26 protein-coding genes and 1 tRNA gene are annotated in these 26,221 nt (G+C 45.2%); 24 read left to right on the forward strand and 3 right to left on the reverse strand.

Features of this window, described 5'->3' with window-relative positions:
* The first annotated feature begins 122 nt into the window (after window positions 1-122).
* The 19 genes from VIG27_RS05315 (at window position 123) to VIG27_RS05405 (ending at window position 17,505) form a co-directional block, all read left to right on the forward strand.
* Complete coding sequence (locus VIG27_RS05315; RefSeq protein WP_394525846.1) at window positions 123-1,049, forward strand: diacylglycerol/lipid kinase family protein; 927 nt, start codon at window positions 123-125, stop codon at window positions 1,047-1,049.
* A gap of 35 nt (window positions 1,050-1,084) precedes the next feature.
* Window positions 1,085-1,627 carry a 2-C-methyl-D-erythritol 2,4-cyclodiphosphate synthase gene (gene ispF, locus VIG27_RS05320; RefSeq protein ID WP_394525847.1) on the forward strand — a complete coding sequence of 181 codons (543 nt, stop codon included), beginning with the start codon at window positions 1,085-1,087 and terminating at the stop codon, window positions 1,625-1,627.
* Between the two features lie 27 nt (window positions 1,628-1,654).
* Complete coding sequence (gene cysS / locus VIG27_RS05325) at window positions 1,655-3,058, forward strand: cysteine--tRNA ligase (protein ID WP_394525848.1); 1,404 nt, start codon at window positions 1,655-1,657, stop codon at window positions 3,056-3,058.
* On the forward strand, window positions 3,043-3,501 hold the full coding sequence (locus VIG27_RS05330) for a Mini-ribonuclease 3 (protein WP_394525849.1): 459 nt from the start codon (window positions 3,043-3,045) through the stop codon (window positions 3,499-3,501). Before cysS ends, VIG27_RS05330 begins: the two co-directional genes overlap by 16 nt.
* Window positions 3,498-4,235, forward strand: a complete 738-nt coding sequence (gene rlmB / locus VIG27_RS05335) for a 23S rRNA (guanosine(2251)-2'-O)-methyltransferase RlmB (RefSeq protein ID WP_394525850.1) — start codon at window positions 3,498-3,500, stop codon at window positions 4,233-4,235. Before VIG27_RS05330 ends, rlmB begins: the two co-directional genes overlap by 4 nt.
* A gap of 20 nt (window positions 4,236-4,255) precedes the next feature.
* On the forward strand, window positions 4,256-5,239 hold the full coding sequence (locus VIG27_RS05340) for a transglutaminase-like domain-containing protein (RefSeq protein ID WP_394525851.1): 984 nt from the start codon (window positions 4,256-4,258) through the stop codon (window positions 5,237-5,239).
* A 31-nt stretch (window positions 5,240-5,270) separates the two neighbouring features.
* The gene (locus VIG27_RS05345; protein ID WP_394525852.1) at window positions 5,271-6,323 is read left to right on the forward strand and encodes a type II secretion system F family protein; all 1,053 of its coding nucleotides are present in this window, start codon (window positions 5,271-5,273) and stop codon (window positions 6,321-6,323) included.
* A gap of 11 nt (window positions 6,324-6,334) precedes the next feature.
* Window positions 6,335-6,655: a hypothetical protein gene (locus VIG27_RS05350; RefSeq protein ID WP_394525853.1), complete on the forward strand. Its 321-nt coding sequence runs from the start codon at window positions 6,335-6,337 to the stop codon at window positions 6,653-6,655.
* Between the two features lie 14 nt (window positions 6,656-6,669).
* Window positions 6,670-7,161, forward strand: a complete 492-nt coding sequence (locus tag VIG27_RS05355; protein WP_394525854.1) for a DUF4860 domain-containing protein — start codon at window positions 6,670-6,672, stop codon at window positions 7,159-7,161.
* Window positions 7,154-7,564 carry a hypothetical protein gene (locus VIG27_RS05360; RefSeq protein WP_394525855.1) on the forward strand — a complete coding sequence of 137 codons (411 nt, stop codon included), beginning with the start codon at window positions 7,154-7,156 and terminating at the stop codon, window positions 7,562-7,564. Before VIG27_RS05355 ends, VIG27_RS05360 begins: the two co-directional genes overlap by 8 nt.
* Window positions 7,565-7,577: 13 nt before the next feature.
* Window positions 7,578-8,072, forward strand: coding sequence for a short-chain dehydrogenase (locus tag VIG27_RS05365; RefSeq protein ID WP_394525856.1), 495 nt, complete (start codon window positions 7,578-7,580; stop codon window positions 8,070-8,072).
* Window positions 8,069-9,136: a type IV pilus twitching motility protein PilT gene (locus VIG27_RS05370; RefSeq protein ID WP_394525857.1), complete on the forward strand. Its 1,068-nt coding sequence runs from the start codon at window positions 8,069-8,071 to the stop codon at window positions 9,134-9,136. Before VIG27_RS05365 ends, VIG27_RS05370 begins: the two co-directional genes overlap by 4 nt.
* A 63-nt stretch (window positions 9,137-9,199) precedes the next feature.
* A complete protein-coding gene (locus VIG27_RS05375) occupies window positions 9,200-10,153 on the forward strand; it encodes an L-lactate dehydrogenase (RefSeq protein WP_394525858.1) in 954 nt (317 codons plus the stop codon).
* Window positions 10,154-10,311: 158 nt separating this feature from the next.
* A tRNA-Thr gene (locus VIG27_RS05380) sits at window positions 10,312-10,384 on the forward strand.
* 80 nt (window positions 10,385-10,464) lie between these two features.
* Window positions 10,465-13,011 carry a transglycosylase domain-containing protein gene (locus tag VIG27_RS05385; RefSeq protein WP_394525859.1) on the forward strand — a complete coding sequence of 849 codons (2,547 nt, stop codon included), beginning with the start codon at window positions 10,465-10,467 and terminating at the stop codon, window positions 13,009-13,011.
* 139 nt (window positions 13,012-13,150) lie between these two features.
* A complete protein-coding gene (gltX, locus tag VIG27_RS05390) occupies window positions 13,151-14,611 on the forward strand; it encodes a glutamate--tRNA ligase (RefSeq protein WP_394525860.1) in 1,461 nt (486 codons plus the stop codon).
* 74 nt (window positions 14,612-14,685) lie between these two features.
* Complete coding sequence (locus VIG27_RS05395) at window positions 14,686-16,527, forward strand: ATP-dependent helicase (RefSeq protein WP_394525861.1); 1,842 nt, start codon at window positions 14,686-14,688, stop codon at window positions 16,525-16,527.
* A gap of 18 nt (window positions 16,528-16,545) precedes the next feature.
* A complete protein-coding gene (locus VIG27_RS05400; RefSeq protein ID WP_394525862.1) occupies window positions 16,546-17,070 on the forward strand; it encodes a cob(I)yrinic acid a,c-diamide adenosyltransferase in 525 nt (174 codons plus the stop codon).
* A gap of 102 nt (window positions 17,071-17,172) precedes the next feature.
* Window positions 17,173-17,505, forward strand: a complete 333-nt coding sequence (locus VIG27_RS05405; RefSeq protein WP_394525863.1) for a DUF1292 domain-containing protein — start codon at window positions 17,173-17,175, stop codon at window positions 17,503-17,505.
* A 67-nt stretch (window positions 17,506-17,572) separates the two neighbouring features.
* Here the strand turns inward: VIG27_RS05405 and VIG27_RS05410 are convergent, their stop codons facing one another.
* Entirely contained in the window at window positions 17,573-18,136 is a 564-nt protein-coding gene (locus VIG27_RS05410) for a hypothetical protein (RefSeq protein ID WP_394525864.1), read from the reverse strand.
* Window positions 18,137-18,239: 103 nt separating this feature from the next.
* On the opposite strand from VIG27_RS05410, the gene VIG27_RS05415 reads away from it, so the two are divergent.
* Entirely contained in the window at window positions 18,240-19,643 is a 1,404-nt protein-coding gene (locus VIG27_RS05415; RefSeq protein WP_394525865.1) for an RsmB/NOP family class I SAM-dependent RNA methyltransferase, read from the forward strand.
* Here the strand turns inward: VIG27_RS05415 and VIG27_RS05420 are convergent.
* The gene (locus VIG27_RS05420; RefSeq protein WP_394525866.1) at window positions 19,606-20,526 is read right to left on the reverse strand and encodes an RluA family pseudouridine synthase; all 921 of its coding nucleotides are present in this window, start codon (window positions 20,524-20,526) and stop codon (window positions 19,606-19,608) included. The genes VIG27_RS05415 and VIG27_RS05420 overlap by 38 nt on opposite strands.
* Window positions 20,527-20,614: 88 nt before the next feature.
* Between VIG27_RS05420 and VIG27_RS05425 the strand changes: the two genes are divergently transcribed.
* Window positions 20,615-20,884, forward strand: coding sequence for a U-box domain-containing protein 56 (locus VIG27_RS05425; protein ID WP_394525867.1), 270 nt, complete (start codon window positions 20,615-20,617; stop codon window positions 20,882-20,884).
* Between the two features lie 32 nt (window positions 20,885-20,916).
* Entirely contained in the window at window positions 20,917-21,792 is an 876-nt protein-coding gene (locus VIG27_RS05430; RefSeq protein WP_394525868.1) for a YitT family protein, read from the forward strand.
* A 750-nt stretch (window positions 21,793-22,542) separates the two neighbouring features.
* Here the strand turns inward: VIG27_RS05430 and VIG27_RS05435 are convergent.
* On the reverse strand, window positions 22,543-23,781 hold the full coding sequence (locus VIG27_RS05435; protein ID WP_394525869.1) for a DNA polymerase Y family protein: 1,239 nt from the start codon (window positions 23,779-23,781) through the stop codon (window positions 22,543-22,545).
* A gap of 111 nt (window positions 23,782-23,892) precedes the next feature.
* Between VIG27_RS05435 and VIG27_RS05440 the strand changes: the two genes are divergently transcribed.
* Together VIG27_RS05440 and VIG27_RS05445 are read left to right on the forward strand one after the other, a co-directional pair.
* On the forward strand, window positions 23,893-25,209 hold the full coding sequence (locus tag VIG27_RS05440; RefSeq protein ID WP_394525870.1) for a D-alanyl-D-alanine carboxypeptidase family protein: 1,317 nt from the start codon (window positions 23,893-23,895) through the stop codon (window positions 25,207-25,209).
* 69 nt (window positions 25,210-25,278) lie between these two features.
* Window positions 25,279-26,121: a tyrosine-protein phosphatase gene (locus VIG27_RS05445; RefSeq protein WP_394525871.1), complete on the forward strand. Its 843-nt coding sequence runs from the start codon at window positions 25,279-25,281 to the stop codon at window positions 26,119-26,121.
* Window positions 26,122-26,221: the final 100 nt, after the last annotated feature.

The following is a 26,221-nucleotide window of genomic DNA, read 5'->3' on the forward strand; positions in this document are numbered from 1 at the left end:
TGTAATCATAAGATTACAGGGTTTTTTGTACGACAGGAAGCGACAGCCTTTTTCCATTTTTTTTATATTCATTTTTGCTGTTTTATGATATACTAACAAATAGCAAAAAGTGGAGGGATTCCATGTATTATTTTATTGTAAACCCCAACTCACGCTGCGGACGTGGACAAACTATATGGAAAAAGCTGGAAGATACGTTAAATGCTTCCGGAGTGGAGTATCAGGCTTTCTTAACAGAGAAGCCGGGAGATGCCAGAATCTTTGCCAGCCGGCTGACAAGCGGCTGTAAAGAATCCATAGTCATCATCGCTGTAGGCGGAGACGGAACAGTGAACGAGATTTTAGATGGGCTTTCCTTCTGTGGTTCTATTACATTAGGGTATATTCCTGCCGGATCAGGTAATGATTTGGCAAGAAGCTTAAAACTGCCGGGGAATCCGGTTCGGTGTTTAAAGAAGATTCTGCATCCAAAATATTATAAGCTGATGGATTACGGGGTTCTGACTTACGGAGACGGAGAAGTCGCCCACAGACGGTTCAGCGTAAGCGCCGGCATCGGAATGGATGCGGCTGTTTGCCATAACATTTTATTTTCAAAAACCAAAAGACTGCTCTATAAGTTCCATGTCGGACGCCTGGCTTATCTCCTGGTGGGGCTCAAGCAGCTAATGCTGGCAAAGCCGTCAAAAGGGTATATTCTTTTGGATGGGGTTCAAAAGGTGGAATTTAACCACGCGTATTTTATATCTGCACATATTCACCCCTATGAAGGGGGAGGATTTAAGCTTGCTCCGGATGCCAGCTTTGAAGATGGGAAACTTACGGTTTGTATGATGAATACCAGGAAAAAGCGGAAGCTTATTCCATTTCTGGCCTGCTCCCTATTAGGCAAAAGATCCTCCAATATGGGGATTCGTTTCTATACCTGTAAAGAGATTATGATTCATATGGAGCAGCCCCTGGCGGTTCATACCGACGGAGAAAGCTGTTTTTGCCAAAAAGATGTACAGATTCACTGTATCAGTAAAAAATTGCGGGTGATTGTATAGCAATGTTTGTATATATATAGAAGAAAGGATAAATTATGAGAATTGGACAGGGATATGATGTTCATAAATTAGTAGAAGGAAGAGATTTGATTATCGGAGGCGTAAAGATTCCGTACGAAAAAGGACTTATGGGCCATTCGGATGCAGACGTATTGATCCATGCGGTCATTGATGCACTGTTTGGTGCGGCCGGATTAGGGGATATCGGAGAGCATTATCCGGATCATGACCCTCAGTATAAAGATGTTTCCAGCATGGAACTGTTAAAGCTGGCAGCAGGACTTTTAGAGGAAAAGGGATATATTGTCGAGAACATTGATGCAACGGTCATTGCTCAGAAGCCAAAGCTTCTGGCTTATCGTCCCCAGATGATGGAGAACATTGCAGATGCGCTCAATCTGCCGGTGGGAAAAGTGAACGTAAAAGCGACTACAGAAGAAGGGCTTGGATTTACGGGAACAGGAGAAGGCATTTCCGCTCAGGCGATCACTCTTCTTACGTCTGTAGAGGATTATTGCTATGATGACAATATCATGAGAGCGGATTGCGGCAGCTGCGGAGGCTGCTGTAAGAAATAGGAACTGGTAAGACAGGAGGGAATTATTATGAAGGTTTTTAATACATTATCCAGACAAAAGGAGGAATTTGTGCCGATAGAGCCATCAAAGGTCAAGATGTACGTCTGTGGCCCTACGGTATACAATTATATACACATCGGCAACGCAAGGCCTATGATCGTATTTGATACGGTGCGGAGATATTTTGAATATAAAGGCTATGAGGTTAATTTTGTCTCCAATTTTACCGATGTAGATGATAAGATCATTAAAAAGGCAATTGAAGAAGGGGTAGATGCAGATGTCATATCAAAACGCTATATTGAAGAATGCAAAAAAGATATGGAAGCCCTGAATGTAAAGCCGGCCACAAGGAATCCTCTGGCAACGGAGGAGATCTGCGGAATGATTGATATGATAAAGGAACTGGTTGATTCCGGTCACGCCTATGCAGCAAAGGACGGAACTGTTTATTTCCGTACCAAAGCGTTTGAAGGTTATGGTAAACTTTCCCATAAGAATCTGGAAGACTTGCAATCCGGTTTCCGGGAAATCAAGGTGACCGGGGAAGACGGCAAGGAGGACCCTTCGGATTTTGTTTTATGGAAGCCGAAAAAAGAGGGGGAGCCTTACTGGGAATCTCCATGGTGTGAAGGCAGACCGGGATGGCATATTGAATGTTCCGTTATGTCAAAGAAATATCTTGGGGATCAGATTGATATCCATGCAGGGGGAGAGGATTTAATATTCCCTCATCATGAGAATGAGATCGCCCAAAGTGAAGCAGCCAATGGAAAAGAATTTGCAAAATACTGGATGCACAATGCATTCTTGAACATAGACAATAAAAAGATGTCCAAATCTCTTGGGAATTTCTTTACGGTCAGAGATATTGGCGAGAAATATGATCTGCGGATTCTGCGTTTCTTTATGCTCAGTGCTCATTACAGAAGTCCTCTTAATTTCAGTGCCGAATTGATGGAAGCTTCCAAGAACGGCCTGGACCGGATTCTGACAGCTGTGGATAAGTTAAAGGATCTTCAGGCCAAAGTAAAGACACAGACTCTTCGTGAAGGCGAGGATAAAAAGCCTGTGGAAGAACTGGTTGTCAAATTCGAGACTGCGATGGATGATGATTTTAACACAGCAGATGCAATATCCGCTATTTTTGAATTAGTAAAGTTAAGCAACTCCACTACCGATGAGAACAGTTCTGCAGAATATGTGAGTTTCTTAAAGGAAACCATTGAAATGCTTTGCGATGTTCTGGGCATCATCACTGAGAAGAAGGAAGAAATTCTTGACGATGAGATCGAGGCCATGATCGAAGCAAGGCAGCAGGCCAGAAAGGATAAGAATTTTGGCCTGGCAGATGAAATTCGCGGAAAATTACTGGATCAAGGAATTGTTCTGGAGGACACCAGGGAAGGTGTAAAATGGAAGAGAATATAATTTCGCTGTCTGGTTTTTCTGATTTATTTAAAGAAACACTGCATTTAAAAGAAGTGGATATAAAAAGCTATTCCCCTCTGGCTCTGGCTTATATCGGAGACGCCGTTTATGAGGTGATCATCCGCACCAAGGTGATGAACCATGGAAGCACTCAGGTCAACAACATGCATAAAAAAAGCGCTAAGCTGGTCAATGCAGGAACACAGGCGGACATCATCCGCCGGCTTTTGGAGGAGGAAGATTTAACGCCGGAAGAGATCGCTGTTTACAAGCGTGGACGCAATGCCAAATCCGTGACCACGGCCAAACATGCCACAATGGCAGATTATCGGACCGCCACCGGATTTGAAGCCCTTTGCGGTTATCTGTATTTAAACGGTGAATTGGAACGGCTCATAGCCGTAGTGGGCAAAGGACTTGAAAGAATAGGAGAACTGGAATGATAGAGGAATTTACCATAGAAGGAAGAAACGCAGTATTGGAGGCGTTCCGTTCCGGAAAGACGATTGATAAGCTTTATGTACAAAAGGGAGTCCAGGATGGCCCCATTCAGTCCATTGTCCGGGAAGCGAAAAAGACGGATACCATCGTCAATTTCGTAGAGCGGGAGCGGTTAGACCAGATGTCAGAGGAAGGCCATCACCAGGGGGTGATCGCTCATGCAGCGGCCTATGAATATGCAGAAGTGGAAGATATGTTAAAGGCTGCAGAAGAAAAAGGGGAACCGCCGTTTCTGTTCCTGCTTGATGGGATTGAAGATCCCCATAATCTGGGTGCCATTATCCGTACCGCCAATTTAGCCGGAGCCCATGGCGTGATTATTCCAAAACGCCGGGCGGTAGGACTGACCGCTACGGTTGCCAAGACTTCTGCCGGCGCCTTAAACTATACACCGGTTGCAAAGGTAACCAATTTAACTGCTGCCATGGAGGAACTGAAGGCAAAAGGTATGTGGTTTGTCTGTGCCGATATGGGGGGAGAGACCATGTACCGCCTGAATTTAAAAGGGCCTATCGGCCTTGTCATCGGCAGTGAAGGAAACGGTGTCGGAAGGCTTGTGAAGGAAAACTGTGATATGGTTGCCTCCATTCCGATGAAAGGGGATATTGATTCTCTGAATGCTTCTGTAGCAGCAGGAGTACTGGCTTATGAGATCGTGAGACAGCGCTTGGGATAACGTACAAGGAGAAAATAAGTATGAAAAAACGAGGTGCGGCTTTTGCGGCAGTTTGTGGGGGTATATTATTAGCCATCAACGGCTGCGGCCCGAAGGGAAGCATTACTGCAGCAGATAATACAAAAGAAAGCATTGAATGGAAAACCGTAGTAAGTATAAAGGATGAAGGGGTTCCTCTATCTTCCAAACCGGAAGGCAAAAGTGTGAAAAAGCCCCAGGCTTCGGGAACCGTAACGTTTAGAAGTAATTCTGTCACCCTTGATGCATCCAATGCAAGCCATGGCTATGTAATGGTACAGTATACAGGAAATGCTTCCAGAATAAAAGTACAGGTCATAAAAAATGGCGGTGAGACTTATACCTATGATTTAAATGCAAGATCCGCCTATGAGGTGTTTCCCCTGACGGAAGGAAACGGAACCTACACGGTCCGTGTTCTGGAACAGGTACAGGGAACCCAGTATGCCATAAAGTCGAGCAATCAGATTCCGGTAAAACTGGTCAATGAGTTTGAACCATTTCTTTATCCGAACCAGTATGTGAATTTTACTTCGGAAAGTGCGGTCGTTAAAAAAGGAGCGGAACTTGCAGCCCCGGCGGCAGATTCTCTTGCCGTTGTCAATAACGTTTATAACTATGTAGTCAATAATTTTACGTATGATACGGCACTGGCCAATTCGGTACAGACCGGGTATCTGCCCAATGTGGATCAGGTGCTGGCGAAGAAAAAAGGGATCTGCTTTGATTATGCGGCAGTGATGACTGCCATGCTCAGATCCCAGGGGATTCCTACAAAGCTTGTGGTAGGCTATACAGGAAGCCTTTACCATGCCTGGGTCAATGTTTATATTGAAGGCCAGGGCTGGGTGGATAACATCATTTATTTTGATGGCAATGACTGGAAGCTCATGGACCCTACCTTTGCTTCATCAGGGGCCAATGATCCGGCGATCAGGGACTACATCACCAACAGCTCCAATTATAAGGGGAAATATACTTACTAAAGAAATTACATAGGAATAGGAGAGACGATATATGGCTAAGGATGCGAAAAAAATATATTCCTCAAGGGAAATTTCCGCTTTCTGCCTTCAGATATCCCTTCTTCTTCATGCTGCAATCCCTCTTGATGAGGGATTGTCTGTTATGGCGGAGGATGCGGTATGGGATGAAGAAAAAAAACTCCTGATGCAGATGGCGGAAGAAGCAGAACTTGGAAGCCCGTTTTCAACCGTGCTGGAACATGCGGGAGTGTATCCTTCTTATGTGGTCCGAATGGCAAGGCTTGGAGAGGAAACCGGCAACTTGGACCAGATCATGGAATCTCTGGCAGATTATTATGAGAAAGAATATTTGCTTTTTAAAAATTTAAAACATGCGGTGACGTATCCTTTGATCATGATTACCATGCTTTTGGTGGTACTGTTTGTCTTGTTTACAAAGGTCATGCCCATATTTGAACGGGTATATGAACAGCTGGGGACAGAGATGTCGCCGGTTTCTCTTGCTGCCACCAGACTGGGAAGTATTTTCTCGGGAGCAGCTCTGATTCTGGGAGGGGTTCTTGCAATCGTGATTTTCCTGGTTTGGAGTTTCGGAAAATACGGAAAGAGAATTCCTGCGGCAGAGCGGTTTTTGCAGTGGATCAAAAGAAAGAATAAGATCGCACTTGCGATAGCTAATCGGCGTTTCACTGCGGTTATGGCACTGACTTTAAAAAGCGGACTGGATCTGGAAAAGGGAATGGAGCTTGCCGGCAGCCTGGTTGAAAATAAGTCTGTGGAGGAAAAGATCAAACATTGCTCCGCAGAAATGGAAGCAGGGACCGACTATTATACGGCTATGAAGAACACGGGAATGTTTAAGGGATTCTATGTGCAGATGATCAAGGTAGGCACAAAGAGCGGGCGGCTGGACAGCGTGATGGAAGAGATTTCAAAAAATTATGAAGAAGAAGCGGATATGGCCATAGAACATCTGGTCAGCCGGTTTGAACCGACCGCAGTTGCCGTTCTTGCAGTAGCAGTGGGACTGATCCTCCTGTCTGTTATGCTGCCGCTTGTGGGTGTTTTATCTGCCATCGGTTAGGAGGCGTTTCAATGAGGAATGGAAATTCTCTAAAGGAAATGATTGGAAGTGTGATCCCTCTGGCTGTATTTGCGGGGATGATCGCTTTATTTATCTCTGGAATCCTATTATTTTCCCGTAAAACGGATTTAAAAGGTGCTGAAACTCTGCGGGATGCCCTTCGGAGAGCATCGGTCCAGTGTTATGCCATAGAAGGAAGATATCCGCCCAGTGTGGAATATCTGGAAGAAAATTACGGAATACAGATTGACAAAGAACGATATGATGTGTTTTACAACGGCTTTGCCTCAAACTTCATGCCGGATATTACCGTCAATCTCCATGAACAATGACCGGGAGGTGGAAAATGAGCGGGAGAGAAGATCAAAGAGGCCGGCTGGCAGGTGCTCTTTTTACCCTTTTACTGTTTTTAGTATTTGTATTAAGCGCTCTTTTTCTGGTGCTCATCGGAGGAAGGGTTTATGAGAATATTAATACACGGGCGGAGAATACCTACCGGGAAGATGTGGCATTAAGCTATATTGCCAACAAAGTGAGACAGGGAGATAAAGAAGGGGCCGTCTCTTTAAAGGAAGAGTCAGGAAGAACCATTTTAGAACTGAAACAGACCATCAACGGAGCTGTTTATGTGACAGACATTTATTATCAGGATGGTAAATTATGGGAATTATTTACCGATGGTCAAAGCGGGCTTTCCGTAGGAGATGGCAATGCGATCCTCTCATGCAGTCCGGTTTCCATGAAGATGGAAGGAAAGCTTCTCTATATAAAGACAGAAGGAGATTTTGGAAGCTCTGTCTGGTTATCCTTAAGAAGCGGAGGATATGAAGATGAATAGAAAAAGCCATTCCGGAGTATTTATGATGGAGATGACAGCGGTTGTCTTTTTCTTTATCCTTTGTGCGGGAATCTGTATTCAGACTTTTGTTAAGGCGGATTCCATAAGCCGGGAGGCAGCGGACCTAAACCGGGCGGTTTTTCTTGCTCAAAGCACAGGAGAGGTTTTTAAAGCAAACGGCAGACAAGGGCTTATGGATACATTTTCTGTCTATGGGCAGAAGCATGATGGAAAATCTCTTTCCCTGGGATTTGATAAAAACGGGAATCCATGTGAAGAAGATCAGGCGGTATTCATTGCAGACGCAGAGTTTCCTTTGGATACGGAACTGGCACTGACCGTTAAAAAGGGAAGAAAAGAATTGTATACCCTTACGGTAAAACGGCATGAGAGCAAAGATTGACGGAGGTGGATTCATGGCGAAACAGGAAAACGGTTACAGAGCCAATATAGGAGGTCCTTCCCTTATTCTGATCTTCATTGTCATGTGTCTTGTGACATTTGGAATGCTGTCTTTGAGCACTGCAAAAAGCGAACATAATATGGCAGAGCGAAATGCCTCTGCCATAACCGAATATTACCGGGCAGACGGGAAAGGGGAAGCCTTTTATCAGATGGTCCTTAATAAAGTCAGGGAGGTGAAGGAGAAGGGACAGGGACAAACTGGAACTCAGGATATGCTGGCTCAGGAACTGGGGAATTACTACCATAAAGAAGAGCAAACGGTGGTTACCCAGATTCCCATGCCCCATTCCCAGGCCCTTTTCATCGAGCTGGTTCCTAGCTTTGAAGGAAAAGGAGAGGTACGAATTTCCAAATGGAATGTGATACCGTCTGAAGATTATGAGATTGATCATTCCATGGCAGTGTGGACTGGGGAAGATTTAAAAAAGCAGGAGACGGGAAAATGAAGGTAGAGGATTTGTTAAGTGCTGCTGTGGCACAGAATGCATCGGATATTTTTCTGGTGCCGGGGATGCCCTTTTCTTATAAAATCGGAAGCAGGATCGTTTATCAAAACGAAGAAAAGCTGTTCCCTGCACAGATGGAAGCGTTGATTGAGGAATTGTATGTACTGGCGGGTAATAGAAGCATGGATAAAGTAAGGGAACATGGTGATGATGATTTTTCCTTTGCACTTTCCGGTGTTTCCAGATTCCGTTCCAGTGTTTTTCGCCAGAGAGGTTCCCTGGCAGCTGTGATCCGGGTGGTCACCTTTGATCTGCCGGATTACAAAGAACTGCACATTCCTGAAACGGTTATGGGCATTTCCAAAATGACAAAGGGATTCGTGCTGGTGACAGGCCCTGCGGGAAGCGGAAAGACAACTACCCTGGCCTGTATCATTGATAAAATAAATAACACCAGGAATGCTCATGTAATTACTCTGGAAGATCCTCTGGAATACCTGCACCGCCATAAACAGAGCGTGGTGACCCAAAGAGAGATCACAACGGATACGGACAGCTATGTGACCGGACTGCGGGCGGCTTTAAGACAGGCTCCCGATGTGATCCTGGTGGGAGAGATGAGAGATTACGAGACCATCCGCATCGCCATGACGGCTGCGGAAACCGGCCATCTGGTGATCTCCACCCTTCACACCGTTGGGGCTGCCAATACCATTGACCGGATCATCGACAGTTTTCCTCCCAATCAGCAGCAGCAGATCCGGATGCAGCTTTCCATGGTGGTTCAGGCAGTGGTTTCCCAGCAATTGATTCCCACACTCGACGGAGGCGTTGAGCCGGCATTTGAGATTATGTTTTTCAACAATGCCATCCGGAATATGATCCGTGAAGCAAAGACCCATCAAATTGATTCTGTCATAGCTACCGGACAGGCAGAAGGTATGGTCTCCATGGACTCCAGCCTTTTAAACCTGTATAAAGAAGGAAAGATCACCAGAGAAAACGCTGTAATATACAGCAGCAACAGTGAATTGATGGTTAAAAAAATAGAACGGGGAATATAAATGTGCATAGTTTCCCTGCCGCAAGATAAAATAACTATATTAATGACAGGAGTGTGATTGATTATGAGAACAGATAAAAGAAAAGTTGCATTGGTCGGTACCGGTATGGTGGGAATGAGTTATGCCTATTCCATGTTGAATCAGGGCGTTTGTGATGAACTTGTTTTAATTGATATTAACCGGAAGAGGGCGGAAGGGGAGGCCATGGATTTAAATCATGGACTGGCTTTTTCCGGTTCCCACATGAAGATCTATGCCGGGGAGTACAAAGACTGTACGGATGCGGATATCGTAGTGATCTGCGCCGGAGTGGCTCAGAAGCCTGGAGAAACAAGGCTTGATTTATTGAAACGCAATGCATCCGTATTCCGTTCCATTGTCCAGCCTATCACAGAGTCAGGATTTAATGGATTGTTCCTGGTGGCAACCAATCCTGTGGACATTATGACAAGAATTACTTATGAGATATCCGGTTTCAATCCAAAGAGGGTAATTGGAAGCGGGACCACTTTAGATACGGCAAGACTTCGGTATCTGCTTGGGGAATCTCTACGGGTGGATCCGCGAAATGTCCATGCTTATGTAATCGGAGAGCACGGGGACAGTGAGTTTGTGCCATGGAGCCAGGCAATGATTGCGACAAAGCCCATCCTATCCCTTTGCGGAACCGGAGGAGAAGAGGATATGGTGAGCCGGCAGGAATTAAAGCGGATTGAAGAAGAGGTACGTACAGCTGCATACAAAATCATAGAAGCCAAGCAAGCCACTTATTATGGGATCGGTATGTCTCTTACCAGAATCACCAGAGCTATTTTCGGAGATGAAAACAGCGTCTTTACCGTATCGGCCATGTTAAAGGGAGAGTATGGACAGACCGATGTATATGCAGGAGTTCCATGTATCGTAAACCAAAACGGAATTCAGCGTGTGCTTCCATTAACTCTGACAGAAGAAGAGGCGAACCGGTTTAACAGTTCCTGCCAGACCCTAAAGGAAAGCTTTGAAGGTATTTTATAAAAAAGCTTCCAATCAGGCCAAAGTTACCGGCGGTTCAGCAGGCAGAATTTTGAAGTTTTTGCTATTGTGTACATTTTAGTAAATAATTTAAAAAAATGTTGACAAACAGATTTTCCCATGCTATGATATACGAGGTTCAAGCGAGGAACCATTCATAAGCTGATGTGGCACAGATGGTAGCGCACCTCATTGGTAGTGAGGAGGTCACGGGTCCGATTCCCGTCATCAGCTTTGAAAAACAAACGGGAAGTCTTAGTTAAGAGACTTCCCGTTTTTGTCATATGCAAAGAATAAGAAGGAGGCACATCGAAATGGAGAAACGAAAAAAGAAGAAGAAAAGTATGTGGTCTGTATTTTTTAAGCCCATAAAAATCATTCTTTTCGTGTTTCTGGCGGTTATGGTTTTAGGGTGCCTGGCCGGCGGTGCCGTATTTTTAAAATATCAGGATGAGATCCTGGCCTGTAAAGAAAAGGCCGATTCCATTATGAGTAAGACAAGCAAGACCGACTTTTCCCAGCCTACGGATACGAGAATCTTTGATTCTTCCGGGAATTTAATCGGAACCATCAATTCCGGCCATTATGAGTATGTTCCTATTTCGGAGATCAGTGAAAATCTCCAGAAAGCTTATGTGGCACAGGAGGACAGAAGATTCTATAAGCACCATGGCATTGATTATCAAGGCCTGCTTCGTGCAGGTCTGGTATATATTAAGAACAAGGGGACCATTACCCAGGGCGGCAGTACCATTACCCAGCAGGTAATTAAGAATACCTATCTGACGCAGGAACGGACCTTTCAGAGAAAGCTGACCGAATTTTTTGCGGCCCCTCAGATGGAGAAAAAGTATACAAAGTCAGAGATTTTAGAATTTTACTGCAACACCAATTTTTATGCCAACCGCTGTTACGGCGTATCGGAGGCCAGCCGCTATTATTTCGACAAAGATGCCAAGGATTTAACCATATGGGAAGCGGCGACACTGGCCGGCATCAGCAACAATCCTTCCAAGTATGATCCGGTGGCCCATCCTGAGACTTCTCAGAAAAAAAGAGACCAGATCATCAACAATATGGCAAAAAACAAGATGATCACGGAAGAAGAAAGAGATTATGCATTGGCCCAGCCCTTAACCGTTGCAAAGATTTATGAGCCTGGCACAAAAGAGAATTACCAGACCAGTTATGCCATTCATGCAGCCACGTTAGAGCTGATGAAGAACGATGGTTTTGTATTTAAATATGTGTTTGCAAACAAAGCTGCATATGATGCATACAAAGAGCAGTATCAGGAAATTTACCAGTCCAAAAGTGATATGATAAGGAACGGTGGATTTGAAATACATACAAGCCTTGATTCCGACATACAGAATTCTCTGCAGAGCACCATTGATGAGCGTTTGAAAGGTTTTAAAGACGTTCAGAAAAATGGAAAATTCGCATTGCAGGGAGCCGCTGTCTGCATTGATAACCGGACCGGCTACGTGGTCGCCATCGTAGGAGGCCGGGGAACTGATGATGAATACAACAGAGGCTTTTTGAGCAAACGCCAGCCAGGTTCCACCATTAAGCCATTGATTGACTATGCGCCCGCCTTTGAAACTGGATTTTATTATCCTTCCAGGCTGATGAATGACCACTTATTTGATAAAGGACCTAAAAACAGCGGAGGAAAGTATTATGGTGCTGTTTCCGTCAGAGAGGCATTGAACCGAAGCTTAAATACGGTGGCATGGCAGGTGCTTGCAGATATCGGGGTGGATAAGGGAATCGGATATCTGGGGAAAATGCATTTTACCGGATTGAGCTACATGGATAACGGCAATTTCAGTATGAGCATCGGAGGTTTTACAGAAGGTGCCCGTGTGATTGACATGGCAAAAGGATATTCTGTTTTGGCTAATAAGGGAATGTACAGCAACCGGTCCTGCATCACCAGTATTAAAAGCCAGTATGACGGAGAAATCTATAATGAAAGCCAGGCCGATGAAAGGATCTTTACCGAAGATACCGCTTATATGATTACGGATGTGTTAAAAGGAACGCTGGAGAAACCTTACGGTACCGGTTACGGCCTTGGCCTTTCCGTTCCGGCTGCAGGCAAGACCGGTACGACCAACAGCAGTAAGGATACCTGGTTCTGCGGGTATACCAAGTATTATACCACCGCCATTTGGGTAGGATATGATACACCGAAGGCAATGCCAGGGGTATATGGAAAGACCTATTCGGGAAGAATCTGGCATGATTTTATGAAGAACATCAATAAAGACCTTCCGCCCTTAGACTGGGATATGCCGTCCACGGTCTATCTGTCCAATGTGGATTCCAGAGGAGAGAAGACCACCAGTGAAACCGGAGTCAAAGATCTGTTTTCTTCCGTGGCAGAGGCCGCGGCAAAAGCCGATGCGGTAAAATGGAGGGAAGAGGAAGAACGGAAAAAGCTGGAATCCCAGTCCCAGAAAAATCTGGAAGATTCTGTGGCTGCACAGCAGGCTGTGGAACAGGCAGCTGCCTCTCTCCAGTCACTGATTGGAGAGCTTAACGGTCTGAAATACCGGGACAGCACGACAGCGGAAAAGGTAAACACCGCTCAGTCCCTGCTTGCCCAGTTGAACGGAACCCAGTATTATGACAGTCTGAAACCGCAGCTTGATGAGGCGGTCAGCTATGTATCCTCCCTTCCGGAGAAAGAGGATTCCACCAAGCCTCAGGAGATCGGTCCGGGAATGACAAAGCCTTCGGAGACTGCACCTGCAGTATTCCCCGGTGATATTGATTCGGGAGTGGGGGCAGAGCCGGGCTTTAGCCCCGGAGATTTTGAAGATGGTGTCCAGTCCGCAGGACCTGGCATGTAATCGTAAGATAATTTCCCCAAATCATTGTTTTTTTAAGTGGTTCGGTATATAATGGGCTATGCGGCTTTGGGATTTTGCCGCATGGCTGGTACTTTTTATCAGCCCATCATAAGAAAGAAGATATAGGAGTGTGTTCACAATGAGTAAAATAAGAACAAGATACGCACCGAGTCCTACAGGCCGCATGCATGTAGGGAATTTGAGAACCGCAATGTACGCGTACCTGATAGCTAAACATGAAGGCGGTGATTTTCTTCTCCGCATTGAAGATACAGATCAGGAGCGTTACGTGGAAGGCGCTGTCGAGATTATTTACAGAACCCTGGCAGAGACAGGTTTGATCCATGACGAAGGTCCTGATAAGGATGGCGGTGTGGGACCATATGTCCAAAGTGAGCGCCAGGCCTCCGGTATCTATTTGGATTATGCGAAAAAGCTGATCGAAAAAGGAGAAGCATATTACTGCTTCTGCAGCCAGGAAAGACTGGAATCGTTAAAAAAGACCGTAGATGGACAGGAAATCATGACTTATGACAAGCACTGTCTCCATCTTTCAAAAGAAGAAATAGAAGCAAATCTGGCAGCAGGTATCCCTTATGTCATCCGCCAGAATAACCCAACCGAAGGAACAACCACGTTCCATGATGAGATTTACGGCACTATTTCCGTAGATAACTCAGAACTGGATGATATGGTACTGATAAAATCCGACGGATATCCTACCTATAATTTTGCAAACGTTGTGGATGATCATTTGATGGGGATCACCCATGTGGTAAGAGGCAATGAGTATTTATCCTCTTCCCCTAAATATAACCGCCTTTATGAAGCCTTTGGCTGGGAGGTGCCGGTCTATGTCCATTGTCCTCTCATCACCAATGAGGAGCATAAGAAGCTGAGCAAGAGAAGCGGACATGCCTCCTATGAGGATCTGATCGAGCAGGGCTTTATCTCGGAAGCGGTCGTTAATTATGTGGCTTTGCTTGGCTGGTCTCCGGAGAGCAATCAGGAGATATTCTCTCTTCAGGATCTGATAAGAGAGTTTAATTACCATAACTTAAGCAAATCTCCGGCTGTCTTTGATATGGCAAAGCTTCGGTGGATGAACAGTGAATATATGAAATCCATGGATTTTGATAAATTCTATCAATTGGCTGAGCCTTATTTAAAGGCAGTGATTAAGAAGGATCTGGATTTAAAGAAGATCGCAGCTATGGTAAAGACGAGAATCGAAATTTTCCCGGATATTGCGGACCAGGTTGATTTCTTTGAGACGCTGCCGGAATATGATATTTCCATGTATACCAATAAAAAGATGAAGACAAACAGCGAGACGGCTCTTTCTTTACTGCAGGATATCCTTCCCATTCTGGAAGCACAGGAGGATTACAGCAATGATGCACTTTATAGTACTCTGTCCAAATATGTGGCAGAGAAAGAGTGTAAGACCGGCTTTGTGATGTGGCCGATCCGTACGGCGGTATCCGGCAAGCAGATGACTCCTGCCGGCGCAACGGAGATCATGGAAGTCCTGGGAAAAGAAGAATCCTTAAATCGAATCAGAAAGGGAATCCATCTTTTGAGCAATGGGGCTTTATAAGAGAAAGAAAGAGAAAAGCAGAGGCTCCGGCAGTGACCGGGTCTCTGCTTTTCTTGTGCACAATGGAGGAAGGAATGAAGGAATTTACATACGAAGGAGCGCAGAAAGAGGCCATCCTTCACCAAAAAGGCCCTATGCTGGTTCTGGCAGGACCGGGATCAGGAAAAACATTTACCATCACTCACCGAATTTGTTATCTGATCGAACATTATGGCGTAAATCCATCCAATATTCTGGTCATCACATTTACAAAAGCGGCGGCATCGGAGATGAAGGACCGTTTTGAAAAGCTGATGGAAGGGAAAGCAGCATCCGTCAGCTTTGGGACGTTCCATGCCATATTTTTCCGTATTTTAAAATTTGCCTACCGGTACGATGCCCGTAGCATTGTGAGAGAGGAACAGAGGATTCAATATATTAAGGAAGAAATGGACCAGTGTAAGATGGAAGTGGAGGATGAAGCGGATTTTGTCAGTTCCATTTTGTCAGAAATCAGTTCTGTGAAAGGGGAAATGATCGGGCTTAATCATTATTACTCCAAAAACTGTTCGGAAGAACTGTTCAAGCAGCTTTATTGCGGTTATGAAGACAGGCTTCGGCGGGCAGGACTGATTGATTTTGATGATATGCTTGTAATGTGTTATGAATTATTTACGCAGAGAAAGGATATTTTGCAGGCATGGCAGAAAAAATATCAGTATATCCTTATTGATGAGTTCCAGGATATCAACCGGGTGCAGTATGAGATCGTTCGGATGCTGGCGGCACCGGAAAATAATTTATTTATTGTAGGAGATGACGATCAGTCCATTTACCGGTTCCGGGGAGCCAGACCTGAAATCATGCTGGGATTTGAAAAGGATTATAAGGATGCAAAAAAAGTACTGCTGAACATTAATTTCAGAAGCACCAGGGAAATTGTAGAGACAGCCGGAAGACTGATCGTTCATAATGAGATGCGGTTTCCGAAAAATATCGTAACCAAAAAGGGAACCGGAAAACCGGTGATCACCAGAATGTGGCAGGATCCGAAAGAAGAGACCATGGAGATCGTACAGGAGATCATGGATTATAAAAAGGCCGGATTTGCCTGGAAAGACATGGCAGTTCTTTACCGCACCAACCTTGGCCCCAGAATGCTCATTGAAAAGCTGATGGAATACAACATCCCATTTTCCATGAAAGATTCGGTTCCCAACTTATATGACCACTGGATCTGTAAAAATATCACCGCCTATATCAAAGGGGCCATGGGGGATTTAAGCAGAGGGAACGTATTCCAGTTCTTAAACCGTCCCAACCGTTATGTGAGCCGGGATGCGCTTGATGGAACCACGGTCAGCTGGGAGTCTGTGAAGTCCTTTTATCAGGATAAAGGATTTATGGTGGAAAGAATCGAACAGCTGGAATATGATCTTAAAATGATTCGGAATATGGCACCGGTTGCCGCCGTAAATTATATCAGAAAAGCAGTGGGCTATGATGATTACATCCGGGAATATGCACAGTACCGCCGGATGAAGCCGGAGGATCTGTTAGAGATATTGGATCAGTTAAAGGAAAGTGCGGCAAACTATCCCACCTTTGATGAGTGGTTTCGTCATATGAAGGAGTATGGGGAAGAACTGAAGGCCCAGGTACAGGCAAAGGAACGCAGCACCGACGGAGTTGCCCTTATGACCATGCACAGCTCCAAGGGTCTGGAATACCGGATCGTATATATTTTAGATGCCAATGAGGGGGTAACGCCCCACCACAAGGCAGTCCTGCCTGCGGATATAGAGGAGGAACGGCGGATGTTTTATGTTGCCATGACAAGAGCCAAAGAACGTCTTCATGTCAATTATGTCCGTGAGCGGTACAGCAAAAAACAGGAGGTCTCCCGTTTCGTCCGGGAGTATCTGGAACGGGATTAACAGGAGGGAGAGATGATTATGAAATCCTGCATACACATTTACTGTGGAGATGGAAAGGGAAAAACGACTGCGGCCGTTGGATTGTCAGTGCGTGCCTGCGGAAGCGGAAAGAACGTCCTTATTACCCGTTTTTTAAAAACCGATCATTCGGGAGAGGTGAAGGCATTACAGGCATTGCCTGGAATTACGGTCACTCCCTGTGAACGGAGCTTCGGTTTTTTTACAAAAATGTCGGAAGCTCAAAAAGCAGAGGCAAAGGTCTATTATTCAGAATTGCTTGAAACCACCTTGCAAAAGGCGGTTGAGGGAGCGTATGATCTTCTTGTAATGGATGAAATCATGGCGGTATGCAATTATGGTTTGGTGGAGGAAAAAGTTGTCCTTGATTTTTTAACCAGCCGGCCAGAAGGACTTGAAGTCGTTCTCACAGGAAGAAATCCTTCGGATAAGCTGATGGAAATGGCAGATTACGTGTCTGAAATAAAAAAAATCAAGCACCCCTACGACCGGGGAATTGCTGCAAGACGGGGAATTGAATATTGAACGCGAAATCCCTTGATTTTTGACGAATTGTTTGATAGAGTGGAGAAAGGCATACAAAGTACGCCATGACAACTAGATTAATTTAAAAAGAGAGGTATCAGGATGGCACAGGATCCTAATTTAGAGCGCGATGAGATGGAACCCCAGGAGGAGATGACAGTTACACTGACCCTTGATGACGGATCAGAGCTGGAATGTGTGGTACTTACCATTTTCACGGCAGGCGAAAGGGACTATATTGCCCTGCTTCCCATGGATGGCCCTGAGGCAGAAGAAGGCGAGGTTTATCTGTATCGTTATTCTGAGAAAGAGGACGGACAACCGGATCTTGAGAATATCGAAGATGATGATGAATATGAAATCGTTGCAGATGCCTTTGATCAATTACTGGATGAAGCAGAATATGATGAGCTGGTAGGCGAAGACGAGGAATAAGCAGTTGAGAGCCGGGGCAGGCCCTTTTAAGGGCAGGTCCCGGTTTTGGATTATATAGAATCTAATGCTATCGGAATATAAGTCTGTAGGCGTATAATTTGCCGTAGAGTTTTTGCAGCAGAATGGCACAGGAGAGGACAAAGAATATTTCCAGTGCGGTGCTTACAATGCCTGTGAAAAGAAAGAGCAGAGCGGATAACAAAGTTATTCCCACAAGGCCCAGCAGGTATGGACCATAAGCAATATGATTCATGCAGTACAGTTTCCAGATGATCATATAAAGGCAGATAAGAAGAGAAATTGATGACATAAAGGATAACACCACATGCAGAACTGATTGAAGAGGCTGGGAATCGGGGAGATAAGGAGTCAATACCCCCATGGCCAGGAACAAAAGGGCAAAGATACTGATAGCCTTTTCTTTTTCGTTCCGGGGCAGGCTGTATATGATCTGCTTCAGAACATAATAAAAGTAAGTCCCTACAATAATACCCCAAATGAGGAATAAGTTTTTCCGGCTGGATATATTCCCCAGTACGGAAAAATTCAATGCAAACCAATCAGTCCCCCAGGCAAAGAGGATGGTATAGAGGGGGATGATAATGTAAGCGGTAATGGTTATTAAGAGCATGCTACACCTCCCAAAGATTATCTCTTACTATTCTGTCAATATCCTGGGAAAATAACAGTAGAATTTGATATTTTATAAAAAATTTAAAGTCAGAGGAAAAACAATGATTCAATTACCGGATGCATTCAGCGAAAAAATGAAACATCTTTTAGGAGATGAATATGATTCTTTTATAAGCAGCTATGAAAAAGAGCGGGTTCAGGGGCTTAGAAGAAACCCATTAAAGGTTTCAGAAGAAGAATTTGACCGGATGTGCCCCTTTGAACTTAAAAAAATTCCATGGGTCAGAGAAGGATATTACTATCACGCAGGAGATCGTCCGGGAAAGCATCCTTACCATGAAGCCGGTCTGTATTACATTCAGGAGCCAAGTGCCATGGCGGTGGTAGAGCTGTTAGATCCCCAACCTGGAGAGCGGATTCTTGACTTATGTGCGGCACCGGGAGGAAAGACCACCCACATCGCGGGCAGAATGGAAGGAAAGGGCTTTCTGGTAAGCAATGAGATTCATCCTGCCAGGGCGAAAATCCTCTCTCAGAATGTGGAACGCTTTGGAATCGGCAATGGGGTGGTGACTAATGAAGATTCCGGCCGTTTATCAGCACGCTTTCCCTTGTTTTTTGACCGGATCGTGGTGGATGCACCCTGTTCCGGGGAAGGCATGTTCCGAAAGGATGAGGCAGCAAGGCTCCAGTGGTCCCCCGAACACGTTGCTATCTGCGCCAGACGGCAGGAAGAGATCCTGTCAAATGCAGCGGCTATGTTAAAGCCTGGAGGAACCATGGTCTACTCCACCTGTACATTTTCTCCGGAAGAGAATGAACAGGTGATAGAAGCATTTTTACTTGCAAATCCTGAATTTTCCATTCTGGATATGGGAGAACGCCAGGGGCTTTCCAACGGACGCCCGGAATGGAGCAAAACCGGGCGCAGCGATCTAAGCGGGACCTATCGGATATGGCCCCATCAATCAGACGGAGAGGGACATTACCTTGCAGTATTAAAAAAAGAAGGAACCTGTGACGGCCCGTTAAAGCGCACCGATCCTTCCTACTGTACGGACCCGTCCGTAAGAAAAGAGGCGGAAGGATTCCTGAAAGAATTTTTGGTTGAGCCAGACCAATATCTAACGCGGAAAGAGTACATTCTTTTCGGGGAACAGCTTTACTTAATCCCGCCGGAAATGATAGATTTCAAAGGCATGAAAATCGTCCGCCCCGGCCTTCACATAGGTACCATAAAAAAGAACCGGTTTGAACCTTCCCATGCTCTGGCACTTTTCCTGAAAAAGGAAGAAGTAAAGCAATGGGCTGATTTTCCAGCTGATGGAGTGGAAATGGTCAAATACTTAAAAGGAGAGACACTCTCTGAAGAAGCCTCTCCCCGTTCCCAGCTTTCAAAAAAAGGCTGGGTCTTAATGAACACGGACGGTTTTTCCATTGGCTTTGCCAAATTGTCGGGCGGAATTTTTAAAAATCACTATCCCAAAGGCCTTCGGTGGATGTGATTCCGATGAACTGCATATCATTTGGTAGGGGTGCCTCAAAGGAAAGAGGCACCTTTTTTATGGGGTGAAGAAAATCAAGGCGGAAAGAATGAAGTGCCTGCCTTTTAATATACCGGTAATCCGGATGATAAAGAAAATCTCCAGGCAGAGGAAATCCAAGGAATTTTAAATGAACCCGGATCTGATGGGTGCGCCCGGTCTCCAGGCAAAGCCCGGCAAGAGAATGTCCGGTAACAGGGTCATAATAAAGCCGTTTATAGTGAGTACGGGCTTCCTCCCCATTTCCATCCACACACCGTTCAATGGTGGAGCCCTCCACTCTCTTGATCGGCATGTCAATGGTCCCTTTTTCCGGCAGTTTCCCGCAGACGACGGCCAGGTATCTGCGGTGGATCTCCCTCCGTTTCACCATGTCGGAAAGGATGCATGCGCTTAAAGGATTTTTAGCCAGGATCAATAGTCCGGTCGTATCCCGGTCCAGCCGGTTAATGGCCCGGTAAACAAAACTTTCTCCTTTTTCTTTGAAATAATGGGCAACTCCATTGGCCAGAGTATGGTCAAAATTTCCCTGTGATGGATGAATCGGAACACCGGCTTCCTTGTTCACAACTAACAGATGTTCATCCTCATAAACGATATGAAGCGGCATAGGAGTGGCAACAATATGCTTTGAGCTTTCCTCCTCATTTAAAAGAACCGTAAGAGTCTCTCCACACTCCAGCCGATGTGTGGTATAAACCAGTTTCCCGTCAATGGTCAGCCCATTTTCCGTATTTCTCAAATGCCGGATCAGCCCCCGGGAATATCCCTGATCGAAAAGATATTGTTCCACGGTCATTTCTATCTGTGGTTGTGTTATGCGGTAAGTCATTGTCATTTTCATAAAGGGATTCTATCATGGCGTTATGGGATTGACAAGAAAAAACGAAAGGTTATAATTAGCTAGTAGAAAATAAAGGAGGACATAAATCATGTTTAATCAGGATATTTATGAATCAATAGAAAAAGAATTTGAAAAAAATCGGATAGAAGAAGATGTAGAAGAAGTTTTATTGGATCTGTCAGAAGCTTTGGCCGATCAAGGAATTATGGATAAAGAAGTGACTTTAAAGGAATCCTATGGAAGGACACCGATTGAAGTGACAGGAATCTGTTCCGAAGATGAAGGAGAAGAAACGGTTCTGATAAAGACCTTAAAAATCGGCAAAAAAGAATTTGTAATTGAAGATTATTTTCTCTGATAGGAAAATCAGAAAATGGAGGCCGTATACGTATGAAAGCAATCAGACAGGAATACCCGCCGAAAGAATTGGGAATGGATCTGCTATTTGATCTGGTGGGAGCATTATTATTCAATATTGGAATTTATAACTTTGCGGTAAATGCGGAGTTTGCACCTGTAGGAGTATCAGGTATTGCCTTAATCCTTCGCTTTCTTTTCGGAATTCCCATGGGAATTATGTCCATCGTCTTAAACATTCCTATCATTTTAGTAAGCTATAAGCTTTTAGGAAAGCGTTTTTTGCTTCGCTCTATGAAAAGTATGTTGATTTTTGCTCTTGTACTCGATTATGTGGTACCCCTGTTTCCCGTTTACCATGGAAACCCTCTGTACGCGTCGGCATGTACGGGAATATTCTCCGGATTAGGCTTGACCATCGTCTATTTAAGAAACTGCTCTACCGGGGGAACCGATTTCCTGGTCATGGCAATCCGCAAGATATTCCCTCATTTCACCATCGGACAGATATCCCTGGTCATCGACGCCATTGTCATTTTAGCCGGCGGACTGGTTTTCCGCAACGTAGATGCAGTTATTCTGGGTTTAATATCCTCTCTCGTAACAACCATGGTAATTGATAAAATCATGTACGGACTGGGTGCCGGAAAACTGGTCTTTGTCGTGACCTCCCATGAAAAAGAAGTGGCTCATCAAATTGAAGAAGCCACCGGACGAGGCTGTACCTTTATAAAAGGCCAGGGGTCCTATTCCCTGGCTGAAAAGAATATCGTTCTGTGCGCATGCAACAACAGCCAGGTTGTACCAATTAGACGGGCCATTCATCAGGTGGATGAAGAGGCATTCCTGATTATAACGGATTCTAATGAAGTTTATGGGGAAGGGTTTAAGTCGATTGGGGGGATGTGATGTGAGGAAATGGAAAGGGGAGTTGCTGGGGAAAATGAGGGAAGGGTTCCGGTTACGCTCATGTTTCGGACGGGATAGGTGTAAGGGAGATGGCACGGAAAAATGAGGGCACCGACACCATTCATCGAGTTTTCTTTATGAAAACTCGATTCAGGGCGTCTAAAAAACGGACTTTGTGTGTCCGTTTTTTACCCTCATTTTCCCGTACCATCTCCCTAACGCCTATCGACGTCCTGCAAAATTCGCTGTAACCGGAACCCTTCCCTCATTTTCAGCTGGGTTGTGTCGTTCCATTTCCGCTGAGCGTGTTGGCGGGGGAGAAAAGCTAAAGACGTAAAAACATAAAGACGTAAAAACATAAAGACTAAAGACTAAAGATTAAAGACTAAAGACATTAGTCAATAGTACATGAATCATACAGCTTTTGCTTTTTCTTTTCTTCTCCATGCCTTTCTAAGTTTTTTATAAAGCTAGCCGGAAAGAAGGGGGAGGGGGAGTTGGGGAGGGTGGTTTGCAGGCAGATATGGAACTTCTTAGGTCGGAAGGGTGCAAAAAATATGGGTGCAGGTTGGCTTCAAAGCCAACCTGTAAGGAAACCCGGAGCGCGAATTTCTTTCAGAAATTCGGGCGGAGTTTTCCGGTCCCATATTTTTTGTGCCCTTCCGGCCTTAGAAGTTCATCTGCCGAAACCCCGCCCTCCCCAACTCCCCCTCCCCCTTCTTTCTCACAACCTCCCCCAACAAAAAAATCTCACAAATGCTTCCCCTTCCCTGTCACATGCTCCACAATCTTATCCTCCTTCAAAAAACTCGCCCTCATCACACTATCCATCCCAAATTTGTTCCGTATATGGTCCACAGCCTTTTCCATCTCCTTCATCTTCCGCGACTGTTCCGATTCAAACAGGCTTAGCTGGCTGTACCCGTCTTCGGTGATCTTTGTGGCCCGCACACCAATGAGCCGCAAAGGCGTCCCGTCCCAGAATTCTTTTAGAAGTTTGCAGGCATGTTCGTAAATGATAGCGGTGGAATCGGTAGGGTTGTTTAAGGTCGTCTGGTGAGACTGGCTGTGAAAATCCCAGTCTTTGATTTCCACGCATACGCAGTCGCAGAGAACATGGTCGTGGCGAAGCCTTGCGCCTACGGTTTCACATAGGGAAAGCAGGACCTGGCGGGCAGCATCATAGTCATCAATGTCCCGGGAGAGGGTGGTGCTGTTTCCGTATCCTTTGTATATGGGGTCCCGTTCACCTACCGGGGAGTTGTCGATGCCGCAGGCATAATCGTGGATGAGGAGGGCATATTTCTCGCCCAGGAGATGTTTTAAGTAATTTACGTCACAGGCGGCTAAGTCTCCGATGGTATGGATGCCAATGCTTTTCATCTTGTTTTTGGCGGAATGGCCTACAAAAAACAGTTCTCCGATGGGAAGCGGCCACATTTTTTTTGCTATCTCATCGGCGAATAAGGTGTGGCATAGATTGGGCTTTTTAAAATCGGAGGCCATTTTTGCCAGCAGCTTGTTGGGAGCAAGGCCCACGTTTACCGTAAAACCAAGCTCTGATAAGACCCTTTCCCGGATCTGGTTTGCCACCGTTAAGGGAGGACCGAAAAGATGGATGGTGGAGGTCATATCAAGAAAAGCTTCATCAATGCTGAACTTTTCAATATCAGGGGTGTAATCGGATAAAATTGCCATTAACTGCCGGGATTTTTCTGTGTAAATTTGAAAATTGGCTGGTACTACGGTTAGCCCGGGGCATTTTTTTAAGGCCTGGACAATGGGCTCGCCGGTGGTTATTCCGAACTTTTTGGCCGGAGTGGATTTGGCTAAAACAATTCCGTGTCTTGAGGCGGCATCTCCCCCTACCGCCGATGGGATGGTTCTTAGATCCAGCGCTTTTGGGTCTTTTTCCAGACGGTAGACAGATTCCCAGCTTAAAAATGCAGAATTTACATCAATATGAAAAATCAGTCGTTGAGGTTCCATGATATTCTCCTTTCGTTTTTTTATTATACCGAAAATACGTTCGGAAAGTAAAGGGAATAATTAAAAAAACTACGGAATAGGATAAAATAAAGTCAAGCGGGAGGCTCTTTCATGAGGCATGTCATAGGGGGTTTTCTGGCAGTGATAGCCTTTGTCCTGGTTTTTAAGACGGGGACATGGGTATTTCGGCTGGCAGAAGGAGAGACTGTCAATGGGAAAGTAACGGTAGAAGAAGAAAAAGATAAAAACCAACCGGTCCAGACAAAGGATGAATTAAATCTTCATGCTCAGTCAGCGGTTTTGATGGATGCCCTGACCGGCCGCATTCTATATGGGAAAAATGAGGATCTGGTACGCCCCATGGCCAGTACTACAAAGATCATGACCTGTATCATAGCACTGGAACATGGAAATCTCTCCGATACGGTGACAGCCAGTCAGAAAGCAGCGTCTCAGCCCAAGGTCCATCTTGGGGTCTATAAAGGGGAAACATTCCTCTTGAAGGATTTGCTTTACAGCCTGATGCTGGAATCCCATAACGATTCAGCCATGATGATTGCCGAGCATGTGGGGGGAAGCATGGAGGGCTTTGCAGCCCTGATGAATCAAAAGGCAAGAGATTTGGGATGCAGCAATACATATTTCATTACGCCAAACGGACTGGATGCCAAGGAAGAAAAAGATGGACAGGTGAAGGAACACGCCACCACAGCAGCAGATTTAGCCAGGATCATGAATTACTGCATCGGCCAGTCTCCCAAGAAAGACGAATTTCTGGAAATAACAGGAACCCAGAATTATTCGTTTCAGGATCTGGAAGGAAAACGTTCCTTTGGATGCAACAACCATAATGCTTTACTGACTTCTATGAGCGGCGCATTTTCCGGAAAAACAGGATTTACCGGAGGGGCCGGATATTCTTATGTGGGTGCATTAAAAAATGAAGGAAGAGTTTACACCATTGCCTTGTTGGGCTGTGGCTGGCCTCCTCATAAAACATATAAATGGTCGGATGCAAGGAAATTGTTTCAATATGGTCTGGATCGTTTCCATTATAGAGAGGTATACCAGGAAACAAAGTTTGGGGACATTCTTATAAAAAATGGAATTCCGCCTTCCGGCAGACTGGAAGATCCGGTGATGGTGCCCTGTGATATCGGCAAGTCGGAAGAACGAAGCTTAAAAGTTCTCCTGGCAGATGATGAAAAAGTAACGGTAGATATAGAACTTCCAAAAGAATTAAAAGCTCCGGTAAAAAAAGGGCAGACCGTTGGAACCGTAATTTACCGGCTGAACGGGGAGGTGTTAAAAACCTATCCGGTTTCTTTGCTGGAAGGGGCAGACCGAATCACCCCATTGTGGTATGTAAAGACCATCATCAAGAATTATCTTTCCATGCCGGGAATTGGGTGCATATTTTCTTCCTAATAACGAATCCGTATGTTATACTGGAGAAAGTTACTGGCTTTGTATTTGCATGAGGAGGTCAACAGAAAGATGAAAGAAACAATGAGCAGCATCGGGCGTATTCCTTTAGAGAAGCTTCCCAATACCAGAGACTTGGGAGGATTGAAAACCACAGACGGCAGATCCATTCTTCCCAACAGGCTGATCCGCAGCGGAGCTTTATTTGGAGCCACGGATAACGATATTAAAATACTGACGGAGCAGTACGGTCTGGGAACTGTGATTGATTTCCGCACAGATACGGAACGCAGACAAAAACCCGATCCTGAGATTCCTGGGGTTATCAATATTTTCAATCCCATACTTGATGAAAAGACCGTAGGGATCACGTTTGAAGAGGAAGAGAGAAGAGAGAGGGAAGAACCGAAAGAAATTTTTGCAGGTATCATGGATCATGCAGTGACTCTTGGGGGAAAACCGGAGCAATACATAAAGAAGCTTTATGAGGACCTTGCACTCAGTGACTTTGCAGCCAGACAGTACGGACGATTTTTTGATCTCCTGCTGGAAGCGGATGAGAGAGCGGTGCTGTGGCACTGCAGTGCAGGGAAGGACCGGGTCGGCATTGGAACCGCACTGCTTCTTTCTGCACTTTCAGTGGACCGTGACACCGTTATCAATGATTTTGTAGTGACCAATACCTATGTTACGGATGGAGCAGAAAAGATTTCTTTGCTGGTAAAAGAAAAAACCGGGGATCATACCCTTGCGGAATGTGTGCGGGTGCTTTTAACCGTTTCAGAGGATTATATCCTTCATGCATTTTCAGCAATGGAGAAATGTTCCGGAACCATAGATGCTTACCTGACGGAACGCATTGGCCTGTCCACGGATAAAAAACATAGGCTGAGAAGAAAGTTCTTAACAGAATGAGCTGGACCTCTCTCTATAGGGGCTGTGGCAAAATGAATCGGTGATAGCAATTTGTACAAAATAATCCTATGAATCGCATAAAAATGCGCCTTGAAACAGC

The organism is Lacrimispora sinapis (genome assembly GCF_043633585.1).
In the GTDB taxonomy this organism is placed as follows: domain Bacteria; phylum Bacillota; class Clostridia; order Lachnospirales; family Lachnospiraceae; genus Lacrimispora; species Lacrimispora sinapis.

Coding starts and splice junctions, on each gene's coding strand:
- cysS (WP_394525848.1), top strand. CDS start 1,655: ATGAAGGTTTTTAATACATTATCCAGACAAAAGGAGGAATTTGTGCCG.
- VIG27_RS05315 (WP_394525846.1), top strand. CDS start 123: ATGTATTATTTTATTGTAAACCCCAACTCACGCTGCGGACGTGGACAA.
- VIG27_RS05340 (WP_394525851.1), top strand. CDS start 4,256: ATGAAAAAACGAGGTGCGGCTTTTGCGGCAGTTTGTGGGGGTATATTA.
- VIG27_RS05365 (WP_394525856.1), top strand. CDS start 7,578: ATGGCGAAACAGGAAAACGGTTACAGAGCCAATATAGGAGGTCCTTCC.
- ispF (WP_394525847.1), top strand. CDS start 1,085: ATGAGAATTGGACAGGGATATGATGTTCATAAATTAGTAGAAGGAAGA.
- gltX (WP_394525860.1), top strand. CDS start 13,151: ATGAGTAAAATAAGAACAAGATACGCACCGAGTCCTACAGGCCGCATG.
- VIG27_RS05375 (WP_394525858.1), top strand. CDS start 9,200: ATGAGAACAGATAAAAGAAAAGTTGCATTGGTCGGTACCGGTATGGTG.
- VIG27_RS05415 (WP_394525865.1), top strand. CDS start 18,240: ATGATTCAATTACCGGATGCATTCAGCGAAAAAATGAAACATCTTTTA.
- VIG27_RS05400 (WP_394525862.1), top strand. CDS start 16,546: ATGAAATCCTGCATACACATTTACTGTGGAGATGGAAAGGGAAAAACG.
- VIG27_RS05445 (WP_394525871.1), top strand. CDS start 25,279: ATGAAAGAAACAATGAGCAGCATCGGGCGTATTCCTTTAGAGAAGCTT.
- VIG27_RS05410 (WP_394525864.1), bottom strand. CDS start 18,136: ATGCTCTTAATAACCATTACCGCTTACATTATCATCCCCCTCTATACC.
- VIG27_RS05350 (WP_394525853.1), top strand. CDS start 6,335: ATGAGGAATGGAAATTCTCTAAAGGAAATGATTGGAAGTGTGATCCCT.
- VIG27_RS05355 (WP_394525854.1), top strand. CDS start 6,670: ATGAGCGGGAGAGAAGATCAAAGAGGCCGGCTGGCAGGTGCTCTTTTT.
- VIG27_RS05405 (WP_394525863.1), top strand. CDS start 17,173: ATGGCACAGGATCCTAATTTAGAGCGCGATGAGATGGAACCCCAGGAG.
- VIG27_RS05435 (WP_394525869.1), bottom strand. CDS start 23,781: ATGGAACCTCAACGACTGATTTTTCATATTGATGTAAATTCTGCATTT.
- rlmB (WP_394525850.1), top strand. CDS start 3,498: ATGATAGAGGAATTTACCATAGAAGGAAGAAACGCAGTATTGGAGGCG.
- VIG27_RS05425 (WP_394525867.1), top strand. CDS start 20,615: ATGTTTAATCAGGATATTTATGAATCAATAGAAAAAGAATTTGAAAAA.
- VIG27_RS05385 (WP_394525859.1), top strand. CDS start 10,465: ATGGAGAAACGAAAAAAGAAGAAGAAAAGTATGTGGTCTGTATTTTTT.
- VIG27_RS05330 (WP_394525849.1), top strand. CDS start 3,043: ATGGAAGAGAATATAATTTCGCTGTCTGGTTTTTCTGATTTATTTAAA.
- VIG27_RS05420 (WP_394525866.1), bottom strand. CDS start 20,526: ATGAAAATGACAATGACTTACCGCATAACACAACCACAGATAGAAATG.
- VIG27_RS05430 (WP_394525868.1), top strand. CDS start 20,917: ATGAAAGCAATCAGACAGGAATACCCGCCGAAAGAATTGGGAATGGAT.
- VIG27_RS05360 (WP_394525855.1), top strand. CDS start 7,154: ATGAATAGAAAAAGCCATTCCGGAGTATTTATGATGGAGATGACAGCG.
- VIG27_RS05395 (WP_394525861.1), top strand. CDS start 14,686: ATGAAGGAATTTACATACGAAGGAGCGCAGAAAGAGGCCATCCTTCAC.
- VIG27_RS05370 (WP_394525857.1), top strand. CDS start 8,069: ATGAAGGTAGAGGATTTGTTAAGTGCTGCTGTGGCACAGAATGCATCG.
- VIG27_RS05440 (WP_394525870.1), top strand. CDS start 23,893: ATGAGGCATGTCATAGGGGGTTTTCTGGCAGTGATAGCCTTTGTCCTG.
- VIG27_RS05345 (WP_394525852.1), top strand. CDS start 5,271: ATGGCTAAGGATGCGAAAAAAATATATTCCTCAAGGGAAATTTCCGCT.